Source organism: Clostridium sp. CM042 (assembly GCF_055080995.1).
Genome location: NZ_CM143646.1, coordinates 743,859 through 755,958, shown reverse-complemented (window position 1 = coordinate 755,958; position 12,100 = coordinate 743,859). Strand labels below are relative to the sequence as shown.

At 31.1% G+C, this 12,100-nt stretch carries 12 protein-coding genes; 7 read left to right on the top strand and 5 right to left on the bottom strand.

Annotated features, from left to right (window positions below; all coding sequences use genetic code 11):
* Window positions 1-34 precede the first annotated feature (34 nt).
* Window positions 35-322 carry a metal-sensitive transcriptional regulator gene (locus tag ACWJJ7_RS03585; protein WP_462963974.1) on the top strand — a complete coding sequence of 96 codons (288 nt, stop codon included), beginning with the start codon at window positions 35-37 and terminating at the stop codon, window positions 320-322.
* Between the two features lie 31 nt (window positions 323-353).
* Here the strand turns inward: ACWJJ7_RS03585 and ACWJJ7_RS03580 are convergent, their stop codons facing one another.
* Both ACWJJ7_RS03580 and ACWJJ7_RS03575 read right to left on the bottom strand, forming a co-directional pair.
* A complete protein-coding gene (locus ACWJJ7_RS03580; RefSeq protein ID WP_462963973.1) occupies window positions 354-779 on the bottom strand; it encodes a threonine/serine exporter family protein in 426 nt (141 codons plus the stop codon).
* Window positions 776-1,549 (bottom strand): threonine/serine exporter family protein, encoded by a 774-nt coding sequence (locus tag ACWJJ7_RS03575; protein WP_462963972.1) that lies wholly within the window; start codon window positions 1,547-1,549, stop codon window positions 776-778. Before ACWJJ7_RS03575 ends, ACWJJ7_RS03580 begins: the two co-directional genes overlap by 4 nt.
* A 542-nt stretch (window positions 1,550-2,091) precedes the next feature.
* Here ACWJJ7_RS03575 and ACWJJ7_RS03570 point away from each other — a divergent pair.
* A complete protein-coding gene (locus tag ACWJJ7_RS03570; RefSeq protein WP_462963971.1) occupies window positions 2,092-3,321 on the top strand; it encodes a serine hydroxymethyltransferase in 1,230 nt (409 codons plus the stop codon).
* A gap of 223 nt (window positions 3,322-3,544) precedes the next feature.
* On the opposite strand, the gene ACWJJ7_RS03565 is transcribed toward ACWJJ7_RS03570, so the two are convergent.
* A complete protein-coding gene (locus ACWJJ7_RS03565) occupies window positions 3,545-4,840 on the bottom strand; it encodes a hypothetical protein (RefSeq protein ID WP_462963970.1) in 1,296 nt (431 codons plus the stop codon).
* Between the two features lie 134 nt (window positions 4,841-4,974).
* Between ACWJJ7_RS03565 and ACWJJ7_RS03560 the strand changes: the two genes are divergently transcribed.
* Window positions 4,975-5,376 (top strand): hypothetical protein, encoded by a 402-nt coding sequence (locus ACWJJ7_RS03560; RefSeq protein WP_462963969.1) that lies wholly within the window; start codon window positions 4,975-4,977, stop codon window positions 5,374-5,376.
* A 337-nt stretch (window positions 5,377-5,713) separates the two neighbouring features.
* Here the strand turns inward: ACWJJ7_RS03560 and ACWJJ7_RS03555 are convergent, their stop codons facing one another.
* Together ACWJJ7_RS03555 and hisS are read right to left on the bottom strand one after the other, a co-directional pair.
* Window positions 5,714-7,063 carry an aminotransferase class V-fold PLP-dependent enzyme gene (locus tag ACWJJ7_RS03555; protein WP_462963968.1) on the bottom strand — a complete coding sequence of 450 codons (1,350 nt, stop codon included), beginning with the start codon at window positions 7,061-7,063 and terminating at the stop codon, window positions 5,714-5,716.
* Window positions 7,064-7,276: 213 nt separating this feature from the next.
* Window positions 7,277-8,593, bottom strand: a complete 1,317-nt coding sequence (hisS, locus tag ACWJJ7_RS03550) for a histidine--tRNA ligase (RefSeq protein WP_462963967.1) — start codon at window positions 8,591-8,593, stop codon at window positions 7,277-7,279.
* Window positions 8,594-8,931: 338 nt separating this feature from the next.
* Between hisS and ACWJJ7_RS03545 the strand changes: the two genes are divergently transcribed.
* The 4 genes from ACWJJ7_RS03545 to mnmA are packed head-to-tail and all read left to right on the top strand — an operon-like array spanning window position 8,932 to window position 12,066.
* Window positions 8,932-9,372: an RrF2 family transcriptional regulator gene (locus ACWJJ7_RS03545; protein WP_462963966.1), complete on the top strand. Its 441-nt coding sequence runs from the start codon at window positions 8,932-8,934 to the stop codon at window positions 9,370-9,372.
* Window positions 9,365-10,549, top strand: a complete 1,185-nt coding sequence (nifS, locus tag ACWJJ7_RS03540; RefSeq protein WP_462963965.1) for a cysteine desulfurase NifS — start codon at window positions 9,365-9,367, stop codon at window positions 10,547-10,549. The genes ACWJJ7_RS03545 and nifS overlap by 8 nt, the downstream gene beginning before the upstream one ends.
* A 1-nt stretch (window position 10,550) precedes the next feature.
* Window positions 10,551-10,979: a Fe-S cluster assembly scaffold protein NifU gene (nifU, locus tag ACWJJ7_RS03535; RefSeq protein WP_462963964.1), complete on the top strand. Its 429-nt coding sequence runs from the start codon at window positions 10,551-10,553 to the stop codon at window positions 10,977-10,979.
* A 10-nt stretch (window positions 10,980-10,989) separates the two neighbouring features.
* Window positions 10,990-12,066 carry a tRNA 2-thiouridine(34) synthase MnmA gene (gene mnmA / locus ACWJJ7_RS03530; protein ID WP_462963963.1) on the top strand — a complete coding sequence of 359 codons (1,077 nt, stop codon included), beginning with the start codon at window positions 10,990-10,992 and terminating at the stop codon, window positions 12,064-12,066.
* Window positions 12,067-12,100: the final 34 nt, after the last annotated feature.

Here is a 12,100-nt window from a genome sequence, read left to right as displayed (position 1 = left end):
AATTGTCCACTATATTGTGTAGGGGAGTGGTAAAATGATAAATGAAAAAGAAAAAGCAATGAACGATGAATTAGTGAAAGATATCCAAGTGAGACTAAGGAAAATTGAAGGTCAGGTTAAAGGGATTGAAAAGATGGTTACCAGTGAAGCTTGCTGCAAAAACATATTGGTGCAAGTTGCTGCAGCTAGAGCTGCTATGAATAAAGTTGGTGGTCTTGTTTTAGAGAGATATACCAAAAACTGTCTTATACATGAAGATGATGCAGCAGAGGAAGAAAAAATCGAAGAGTTAGTTTCAACTTTTCTTATGTTTTTGAAGTAAAAAATAAAGAAGTAAAATTTGATACTAAATTTTACTTCTTTATTTTTTTGAAGATCTTACTTATTGAGGACACAAAAACTATTCCAATTGCAATGGCACCTGCACTAAACAGGGTTTCAGTTCCTTTAGATAGAGAAGCGTTTAAATTTCCTTTTACTGCCTCGAGAGTAGCATAATACATTCCACCACCGGGCACAAGAGGTATAATTGCACAGATTATAAACATGGTCACCGGATTCTTATATATTCTTGCCGCTATTTCTGAGTAAATACTCGCAACCATAGAGGCAAGGAATAATGAAAAAACTATGGAAGGTTGTAGTCTTGAGGCAAGAAGATAGGTGAACCAGCCGAGGCCTCCTCCAAATGAAGCAATTATTAGGTTTTTACCTCTAATATTAAATATTATTCCAAAACCAAGAGAACTTAAAAAAGCATAAAAAGCATTAACAATCATATAAGAGTACCTCCAAATAACAAGAACCATATTTTGAAAACTATACTTGTGCCTGCAGATATTGCAATGGCTATGAATAAAGCTTCTATTGACCTCGACATGCCAGAAACTAAATCACCAGCAATAGTATCCCTTATTGCATTTGTAATGGCAATACCGGGTACTAGTAGCATTATAGAGCCTATTATTATAGTATCTACATTACCTACTAGACCTATAGATGTAGCTAATAGGGCTATGGATGCAGCCAAAGAACCACCAAGCATGTTTTTTAAAAAGTCATTTACATCTAATTTATCTAAAAATACACTTAAACAATTTATAAGAGCTCCAATTATAAAGGCTACAAAAAAGTCTTTATAATTGCCACCAAAAAGTAAAGTGAAAAATCCAGCAGAGCAAGCAGAAAAAAATGTAGTGGTCTTCTGGGAATAAGGTTGTAAATTGTTGATATAATCAATTTTATTTCTTATATCCACAATGGATAATGGATTAGAAACTATTTCTCTAGAGAGATTGTTAATCATGGAAACTTTACTAAGGTTAACTGTTCTAATATTTATTCTTTTAACTAATGAAATGGTCCGATTTTTACTATTAGTTATAGAAACCATAATACCAGTAGGGGTAACAAAACTTTCAGTAATTGGTATGCCGTAGGATTTACATATCATAGTGATTGTTTGCTCAACCCTATAGGTTTCTCCACCATTTTCTAATATGATTTTACCAGCTTCTGTAGCTATATGAATGATATCATCAATATGCATGGTATCTCCTTTCAGTTTAAAATTAAATTTAGTTTTTGTAGACTATTACAAGATTTAAATATTTAATTTTGTATGGTATATAATAAAATTCCTACACCATTATATACCATAAATCAAATAAATAATTATTAGTTGAAAAATTATTATTATTTATTAGTATTTGTAGTAGAAAAATTGACATGTATACATAAACGCGTATAATATGACTATAGAATAAGAAGTGTGAAATTCCTATAATAATTATATTTAACGATATTTCAGAAGGAGATTTATACTCCTACTTCTATAAGTGGGAGTATAAATCTCCTTCTGAAGTCGTCAATTCATCTTCTTTAAAGCTGTGCAGCTCCGCAGGAGATGATTTAATAAAAAAATGAGAAGATTTTCATGTTCTTGTTGATAAATATGCTATTAACTTTTATAATATAAGTGTAATACATATTTTTATAATTTTAGAGTATTATTCTTATTTATTTCAAAAATTATTAATGAAACCATTTTAGTGAATTATTTAATCTAAAAGATGAGAGGATGGGTATGACATGACAGAGTATTTAAAAAACAATGATTCAAAAGTTTACGATATTATTAAAGAGGAGAATACGAGGCAAGAGGATCATATTGAACTAATTGCTTCTGAAAACGTTGTTAGCAGAGCCGTACTTGAAGCAAATGGTTCTATATTAACTAATAAATATGCAGAGGGCTATCCTGCTAAAAGATATTATGGTGGGTGTGAAGTAGTTGATAAAATAGAAAATTTAGCTCGTGATAGAATGAAAGAACTTTTTGGAGCAGAACATGCTAACGTGCAACCTCATTCAGGTTCACAAGCTAACATGGCTGTATATTTTTCAGTGCTTAAGCCAGGAGATACAGTACTAGGTATGAATTTGAGTCATGGTGGACACTTAACTCATGGTAGTCCAGTGAATTTTTCCGGAATTTTATATAACGTTGTTCCTTATGGCGTTAATTTAGAAACAGAAACTATAGATTATGAAAAAGTGAGAGCTTTAGCTAAAGAGCATAATCCTAAAATGATAGTTATTGGGGCGTCTGCTTATCCAAGAGCTATAGACTTTGCAGCATTTAGAGAAATTTGCGATGAGGTAAACGCATATATGTTTGTTGATATGGCTCATATAGCAGGACTTGTTGCAACAGGAGCCCATCAGTCTCCAGTGCCATATGCTGACTTTGTTACTACTACAACACATAAAACACTAAGAGGACCTAGAGGTGGAGCAATTTTATGTAAAGAAAAATATGCAAAACAAATAGACAAGTCTATTTTTCCAGGAATGCAGGGTGGACCATTAATGCATACTATTGCAGCCAAAGCTGTTTGCTTTGGAGAAGCTCTTAAACCGGAATTCAAAGTTTACATTGACCAAGTAGTTAAAAATGCAAAGGTATTGGGAGAAGAACTTTTAAAATATGGGTTTAAATTAGTATCCGGAGGTACAGATAACCATCTTTTACTTATAGAATTAACAAACAAAAATATTACTGGAAAAGTAGCTGAAAAGTTATTAGATACTGTAGGTATTACTGTAAACAAAAATACTGTACCAAATGAAACTTTAAGTCCATTTGTTACAAGTGGAATAAGAATTGGTACGCCTGCTGTAACTACAAGAGGATTTAAAGAAGAAGAAATGAAAAAAATAGCTGAACTTATAAATGAAACTCTAGAAAATAGAGAAGGGAACTTAGAACCAATTAGAGAAAAAGTAATACAATTATGTAGTAAATTCCCATTGTACTAGTGGAGTAGAAACATAATATTTGTGTGTATGGAAGGGCACCTGCTTATTGGCAGGTGCTCTTTTTTTAGCTTCATACATAGCGCTATTTACTTGTTGGATTAAAAGTTCTAAATTCGTAGTATAATCAGTAAATATACTGGTGCGATACTTATATTTATTAGAATTTTGTTGTAGCCTATTGCAAGTGGTGATTTATACTAGAAAGTTGATTTATGTCTAGCTTTTACACATTTATATCTTGAGTTTCGGCATCGTTTGCAGCAGTCTTTTTAGCTATTAACACTGATTCACAACTATTACAAAATTCAGAAGTCTCGCTATTAAGTGCAGAGCAATTTGGACATCTTATCATAATTTTAAGTCCATTTGAAGATTGAGGTGGTGTGGTAGTATTATGGTTAGTGTGATTTCGCTTTTGAAATAAATTTTGTAGTTTATTCTTTAATAAAATGCCCTCGTCTGATTTTAAAAAGCATTTTAGTGATTCAAATGCAATATACCCTATAATTGCTGTATCTATTAATTCGTAAGGAATACTATGTTTGAAATGCTGTATTTTTGACAAAGAGCTAGCTAGCATTATTAATTTCGAGATAGTAACAACTAGAAAGGATAGAGTAAGAGCAATATACTTTTTCTTTATAAAGCACAAAGCACCTACAAGCAATAATACTGTTACGCTACTGTTAATCCATATAAAGTCAGTAAAAATGGATATTGCAATGGATATAAAGCTTACAAAATATAAAATATAATCTATAAATGGCATAATAGTTTTTGAGCCTTTATAGGAATAAAGCACTTCAAGAAGATTTTGACAAACTTTATCAAAAGTTAACCCAGTTGCTTCTTTTGCCACAAGCGAATTATCCATTTCTATTTTGTTTTTTATATTCGAAGAGAAAGTATTTCTTAGTGGAAGATTTTTAAGTTGCTGTGACTTGATTTTTGAGAAGCATGAATTTGAATAAGTTGCTTTTTTGTGTAAAGCTAATTGTACTAATACTCCAACTATAGAAAAAGCTACACTAATAAGTATACTAGCTAAATCACTATCTGTTTTAAGTATTACAAGTAAACTCATGCCAGCCGCGAAGCCACCTGAAACACTAGTGGAGAGAATAATTACATGTTTTACAAAAAATAGACTTAAAATACCTACCACTAATGATATAAATATTGATAATGCAATACTCTGTGCCAATATGTAAGCTAATAAAAATCCCATAAGACCACAAAGAGTAAAGACTCCTACCTTATATATCTTTAATGATATAAAAGCTCCTCCTATAGCGAATAGCAACCCGAAAAATATTCCTGCTCCTGAGCTTCCTATAATAAATACACTGACTAATCCACCTAGTATACCAAATATTAAAAATCCATAAACAGCAATCCAAAATTTAAATATCTTATACCCTAAAAAACATTGTAAAATTCCAAAAACAAATAATATGATAGCAATAAGTTTAATAGATTGACCAGACGTAGAGCTAAATTGATTTAAAATTTCAATCATTGAAATGATCCTCCCATTATAATTTTATTGTTCCTGCAAATGAAATTATAACATATATTTACAAAATATAAAATAATTTACTGCAATATATAATTATAATATGGGCATCCTAATATATAAAAAGAGGTGAATTTATGAAAATTAAGATAACATGTGTTTTATTATTAGGTATGTGTATGATAGGATGTAATCGCACTATTGACACCGCAACTATGATAGAAGATTTAAATATCCCACAAAAACAGTCTGCAATAGCTCAAAGTCAAATAAAAATTATAAATAAAGTATCCGTTGTTAAACGTGGAGAAACAGGTGTTATAACAATACAGGGAACGCCGAATACTTTATACAATATAAAGACTTCTTATAAATTAGCAAATAAAACAGTTTCAGTCATTCAATGGCGAACTACTGATGGAACAGGGGTGACTACATTTAATTGGATTGTTAGTATGGAAACTATGGCTGGAACATATGATGCCACAATCTCTGGTGGAGGATATATACTAAAAACAAATCATAGAGTTCTTTCATAATATATTATAGAAGTTATAAATTAAATATTTTACGCTAAAAAAGCTTTATAGCACCAAGAAAGTAGTTTATATTTTCTAGGTGTTTTGTTTTTTGAAAAAGTGTGAAGCTCTTATTGTAGATTATAAAAATACTAAATAATCATAAGAAGACGGAAGGAATTACATTTTATAATACCTAAAAATAAATAGCAAGTATTTAGGTTCATAACAATTTTTTCTAATAACGCTAAAACAAAATTAAGAGAGACAAGCTCCCCATAGTGAGACTTGTATCTTCTTAATTTTAAATAAAAACTAAAGTATATTATTTTTATTTACCGGTAAATGATTTTAGGAGTTATACATCAAAAAGAGTTTCTTTCATATTTTCATATTTGGTAACATAAAAATTTTTGTTTAATGAAATTTTATTTAGAGCATAAGCTAATGTATCAATTTCTGAGTAAGTATTATACAGCCCAAAACTGATTCTAACCATTCCAGGACGGTATAAATCAGGATTTGTTATGCGATTAAGTGCAAACTCATTAGAAATATTCAATAGCTTAGCAAGGTATGGTTGAGCACAAAAACATCCGCTTCTCACTGAAATACCCCATTCATAGGAAAGGATTTTTGCAACTAAGGCGTGGTTAATTCCGCAAATATTAAAGGGGATTATGCTAACCCGGTCAACTCCTTTAGAAGTATCACAATAGATTTTTAAGTTTGGAATATTTTTTATTTTCAAAATGGCGTAGGCGGTCAATTTTTTTTCGATATACTCCACGTTGTTCATACCAATTTTATTCAAGGTTTTAATAGCAGATGATAGAGCTATAGAGCCTATAACATTGGGTGAGCCAGCCTCATGCCTCTGAGGAGATTCATCCCATTTTATAAAATCATGAGTAACAATATCTACTGTTCCACCGCCTACTAAATCGGGTTCACATTTATCTAAGATATTTTTAGGACCAATTAATACACCTGTGCCAAAAGGGGCATACATTTTATGAGCAGAGAAGATTAAAAAATCTATATTATATTCTGAATTCTTATTACTCATAATAAAAGGAGCGTGGGGTATTAATTGTGCCCCGTCCACAAGTAGTTTTGAACCATATTTATGAACTAATTTAGCGATATCATAAATAGGGTTTTTATAGCCAGTTATATTTGAAGCACCTGTAATCGTAACTAATTTTATATGATTATTATATTTATTTAACTTAGCTTCTAAATCCTCTAAGGACAAGCGACCATCCGCATCTACGGATATATAATCGATAATAAATTTATCTCTCCAAGGTAGGTCGTTTGAGTGATGCTCCATATCTGTTGATAGAATAACATTTTTTTTATAGGGGTCGGTTAATAGGTTGGAAAGCTTGTTAAAGGCTTCTGTGGAATTTTTAACATAAATTACTGTATTATTAAAATCAGCATTAACAAATTTGCTGACGATATTTCTAGAATCGTCATATAATCTAGTAGTTAGTTGAGACTTATACCCTTCACCACGGTGAATGGAGGAATACCACGGAGCAAAATCAATAATATCTTCCATAACAGATTTAAAGGGAGGTGTAGTTGCTGCGTTATCAAAATTAATTGCAGTAACATTTTTTCCTGATATAAGGGGTACCTTTTTGTTTATGCCAAGTATCAGATCTCTGTAGCTTGGACTATTATCTTTACTAGACATATAATCCTCCTCGTAAAATTATTTACAGTATATAGTATTAGGCTTATGAAGAAAAGGTGACTAAAAAAGGCTAATAATATATTCAAAGGTTAATTCTAAAATATCAATATATGAACTCATATTGATATTCTAGAATTAACCTTTGTTTTAGTTTACAAGTATGATTACCCCACAAAAAATAAAATATTTTTATACTTTTTGTGGAATATTGATTTATACATTAACTATTTCGTAAGCACCATCAAAATCAGTAGTTATTTGCTCGCCAGTGACCATATTCTTTATAGTAACAGTTTTATTTTGAGCTTCCGTTTCACCGATTAAAAGTACAAAAGGAATGTTTAATTTATTTGCATATCCAAGTTTTTTTGCCATTTTAGCATCATCAAGGTATATTTCTGTGATTACTCCGTTATCTCTTAAATCATTTGCAAGAGAAATCCCATAATCAATATTATTATCTAGTGGTATTACTAGTACTTTTGTTATTGAAGAGATAGTACTCTTTTTAAAGAATCCAACTTCATTTAATTGATAAAATAGTCTAGTAAGACCAATTGATATTCCTACTCCCGGTAGTTTTTGTTTTGTATAATACTCTGCTAAATCATCATAGCGTCCACCTGAACATACAGAACCGATAGAAGGGTATTCGTTTAAAAATGTTTCATAAACAGTGCCGGTGTAATAATCAAGACCTCTGGATATTTTTAAATCTATTTTAAAATTATCATCAGGAACTCCAAATAATTTAATGTATTTAGCAACTGTTGAAAGCTCACATACACCGTCTTTAAAGTTTGAATTAGAAATGTTTAAATTCTTTAATAATAATAAAATATCATCGTTGCTTCCATTAATATTAATGAATTCAAGAATTTTCTCTACGACTTCTTTGCTTAAACCACTATTTAAGAGTTCCTCGGTTGCGGTTGTTACTCCAATTTTATCTATTTTATCAATAATCTTTAAAACCTCAGATTTATCTTGGATCTCTAAAGATTCAAAAAATCCATTTAATAACTTTCTATTGTTTATTTTTATTGTGAAATCCTTAAAGCCAAGATTGTTGAATATTGAATAAATAATGCTAGGTATTTCGGCATCATTCAAAATACTTAAACTGTTGTTTCCAACAATATCAATATCGCATTGATAAAATTCACGGAAACGTCCTTTTTGATTTCTCTCTCCTCTATATACCTTACCGATTTGATATCTTCTAAAGGGAAAAGTTAAAGAACTAAAATTTTGAGCCACATATCTTGCGAGTGGCACTGTTAAATCAAATCTAAGGGATAAATCATTACTACCCTTTAAAAATCTATAAATTTGTTTTTCAGTTTCTCCGCCTCCTTTTGCCAGGAGTATTTCTGATTTCTCTATTACTGGTGTGTCTATGGGCATAAACCCAAAGCTCTCATATGTTTCCCTTATTGTATCTGCTAATTTGTTGAACTGAATTTGATCTGCTGGCAGTAACTCCATGAAGCCAGGTAAAATTGATGGTTTTACAATTTCATTTTTCATTTTTAATACCTCCTCTAAAAATATAAAAAACCCCACGCAAGTGATGTACCTACGTGGGTGATATTCTTCCAAAGCGTTTTTTAAATTATACTATATATAATTAAATACTTCAAGGATGAATATGAACTTTTTTAGTATAAACTTAAATACTGCTCATAATATATAAATTTGAGCATTATGGATATATACATGGATTATTAATGAATAATTGAATGATTTCATTATATATAGGAATAATAATGAAAAATTGAGTTATTTATAGTTGACAAGATTACTGGGATTTGATATTATTGTTTTAGAAAGTATAGCAAAACACTCTACTTTGAAGGAGTGATTATATGAAATTATCTACTAAAGGAAGATATGGGGTTAAAGCCATGGTGGATTTAGCAATAAATTATGGAGAACAACCTGTATCTATAAAAAGCATATCAGAAAGACAAAATATTTCTGAATATTATTTAGAACAATTATTTTCATCACTAAGGCGTGCTAAGCTTATTAAAAGTGTAAGGGGAGCTCAGGGTGGATACATACTGAATAGAAAACCAGAGGAAATAACTATACAAGACGTTCTTGACGTTCTTGAAGGTCCAATTGAGGTGTCAAATTGTTTAGAGGACGGAGAATGCAATAATATTGATTGTTGTGCTACGAGATTATTATGGAAGAAATTAAAAAATAGCATAGATAGTGTAACTTCATCAATAACTTTAAAAGATATTGTAGATGATTACAATGAAATTACATTAATTAAAGGAGTGAAAGATAATGAATAAATCAATTTACATGGACCACGCTGCAACCACTTATACTAAACCAGAAGTTTTGGATGTGATGATTCCTTATTTTACAAAATACTTTGGAAATCCTTCTTCAATTTACTCTCTATCAAGAGAAACTAAAAAAGCAATCGATGTTGCTAGAGACAAGATAGCAAAAGCAGTAAATGCTAATGAAAATGAAATTTATTTTACTGGCGGAGGTTCAGAAGCAGATAATTGGGCAATAAAGGGTATAGCTTCTGCTTATAAGCAAAAGGGAAATCATATAATAACAACAACTATTGAACATCATGCAGTACTTCATACTTGTGAATATTTAGCTAAGAATGGATTTGATATTACATATTTACCAGTTGACGAATACGGGCTTATCAGTATTAAAGATTTAGAAAATGCTATTACAGATAAAACTATTCTAGTATCAGTAATGTTTGCTAACAATGAAATTGGAACAATAGAGCCAATAAAAGAAATAGGAGCATTATGTAGAAGTAAAAAAGTACTTTTCCATACAGATGCAGTTCAGGCTGTAGGTCATATTCCAGTAGATGTAAAAGAAATGAATATAGATTTATTATCACTTGCTGGTCATAAGTTTTATGGACCTAAGGGCATAGGAGCTCTATATGTAAGAAAAGGAATTAAAATAGATAATTTAATACATGGTGGTGGACAAGAAAGAAATAGAAGAGCGGGAACTGAAAATGTTGCTAGCATAGTGGGAATTGGTAAAGCTCTTGAACTAGCTGTAGAAAACATGGAAGAAAATAATAAAAAACTAGTGTATTTAAGAGATAAGCTTATGAACGGATTATTAGAAGTACCTCACACAAGATTAAATGGACCAATAGGAGCAAAAAGGCTTCCAGGTAATTCGAATATCTGTTTTAGATTTATAGAAGGTGAATCTATATTATTGATGTTAGATGCAAAGGGCATTGCAGCGTCAAGCGGAAGCGCATGCACATCGGGTTCTTTAGACCCATCACACGTGTTACTTGCCATAGGTCTTAAGCATGAGATAGCACATGGATCCTTAAGATTAACTTTAGGTGATGCTACCACAGAGGAAGAAGTAGATTTTGCATTAGAAACAATACCAAAAATAATCCAAAGATTAAGAGAGATGTCTCCGCTATGGGATGACTACTTAAAGAAAGGGGAAAATTAATATGATGTACAGTGAAAAAGTTATGGACCATTTTACTAACCCAAGAAATGTAGGAGAAATTGAAAATGCAAGTGGAATTGGTGAAGTTGGTAACGCTAAATGTGGGGATATTATGAAAGTTTATTTAAAAGTAGAAGACAACATAGTAGTAGATGCAAAGTTTAAAACTTTTGGTTGTGGATCCGCTATAGCATCTTCAAGTATGGCAACAGAGCTTATTAAAGGCAAATCTGTAGATGATGCATGGACACTTACAAATTTAGCTGTGGCTGAAGCGTTAGATGGACTTCCAGCAATAAAAATGCATTGCTCAGTACTCGCTGAAGAAGCTATTCACAAAGCAATTAATGATTATAGAAGTAAGGCTGGACTTGAAGTATGGGATTTCGTAGAACATGACGATATACATGGTGAAGTACACGGAGAATAGGTGATATTAAATGAAGAAAAAAGTAGTTATTGGAATGAGTGGTGGAGTAGATAGTTCCGTAGCTGCATATCTTTTGAAAGAACAAGGATATGAAGTTATAGGAATTATGATGAAGCTATCACCAGATAATCAGGGTTATGAAGAAAATGAAGGCGGATGTTGTTCTATTTCTGCGGCAAATGATGCAAGGCGCGTTGCAGATGTACTAGATATACCCTTTTATGTTATGAATTTTAAGGATGTTTTTAAGAAAAATGTTATTGATAACTTTATTGATGAATATATGGAAGGTAGAACGCCTAATCCATGTATTGTATGTAATAAGATAATTAAATTCGATGAATTTTTAAGAAAAGCTAAGGCACTTGGAGCGGATTATATAGCTACAGGTCACTATGCTAAAATTGAAAAACAAGAAGAACGATATATTCTTAAAAAATCAGAAGATGATAGAAAAGATCAAACTTATGCATTGTATACATTAACTCAAGAGCAATTAAGTCACACTTTAATGCCCTGTGGAAATTATTCTAAACCAGAAATACGAAATATTGCAGAGCGAATTGGACTAGAGGTCTTTAAAAAAAGGGACAGCCAAGAAATTTGCTTTATACCTGATAATGACCATGGAGCTTATATTAAGAAGTACAGTGGTAGAGAAATAAAGCCAGGTAACTTTGTTAATAAGCAAGGGGAAATTATGGGAAGACACAAAGGAATAGTGTATTATACTATAGGACAGCGAAAAGGACTGGGTATAGCAGTAGGTAAGCCTATTTTCGTTAATGATATTAATCCTCTAACTAATCAAGTAGTTTTAGGTGATGAAGAGGATATTTTTAAAACTGAGCTTATAGCAAAAGATTTAAATTTCATTCCATTTGATAGACTTACGTCAAATTTAAGAGTTTCAGCTAAGATTAGATATTCGGCTATTCCTCAATTAGCTACTTTAATCCCTTTAGAAAATAATAGGATAAAGGTTGTTTTTGACGAAAAGCAAAGAGCTATAACCAAAGGCCAATCAATAGTTTTCTACTTAGAAAACTTAGTAGTTGGTGGAGGGATAATCGAAGAAATTTTATAAGTATAATATATATAAAATTATTTAGATAGATAAT

Excerpts from the sequence above, each read along its gene's own strand:
- ACWJJ7_RS03585 (WP_462963974.1), top strand. The coding sequence starts at position 35 with ATGATAAATGAAAAAGAAAAAGCAATGAACGATGAATTAGTGAAAGAT.
- ACWJJ7_RS03580 (WP_462963973.1), bottom strand. The coding sequence starts at position 779 with ATGATTGTTAATGCTTTTTATGCTTTTTTAAGTTCTCTTGGTTTTGGA.
- ACWJJ7_RS03575 (WP_462963972.1), bottom strand. The coding sequence starts at position 1,549 with ATGCATATTGATGATATCATTCATATAGCTACAGAAGCTGGTAAAATC.
- ACWJJ7_RS03570 (WP_462963971.1), top strand. The coding sequence starts at position 2,092 with ATGACAGAGTATTTAAAAAACAATGATTCAAAAGTTTACGATATTATT.
- ACWJJ7_RS03565 (WP_462963970.1), bottom strand. The coding sequence starts at position 4,840 with ATGATTGAAATTTTAAATCAATTTAGCTCTACGTCTGGTCAATCTATT.
- ACWJJ7_RS03560 (WP_462963969.1), top strand. The coding sequence starts at position 4,975 with ATGAAAATTAAGATAACATGTGTTTTATTATTAGGTATGTGTATGATA.
- ACWJJ7_RS03555 (WP_462963968.1), bottom strand. The coding sequence starts at position 7,063 with ATGTCTAGTAAAGATAATAGTCCAAGCTACAGAGATCTGATACTTGGC.
- hisS (WP_462963967.1), bottom strand. The coding sequence starts at position 8,593 with ATGAAAAATGAAATTGTAAAACCATCAATTTTACCTGGCTTCATGGAG.
- ACWJJ7_RS03545 (WP_462963966.1), top strand. The coding sequence starts at position 8,932 with ATGAAATTATCTACTAAAGGAAGATATGGGGTTAAAGCCATGGTGGAT.
- nifS (WP_462963965.1), top strand. The coding sequence starts at position 9,365 with ATGAATAAATCAATTTACATGGACCACGCTGCAACCACTTATACTAAA.
- nifU (WP_462963964.1), top strand. The coding sequence starts at position 10,551 with ATGATGTACAGTGAAAAAGTTATGGACCATTTTACTAACCCAAGAAAT.
- mnmA (WP_462963963.1), top strand. The coding sequence starts at position 10,990 with ATGAAGAAAAAAGTAGTTATTGGAATGAGTGGTGGAGTAGATAGTTCC.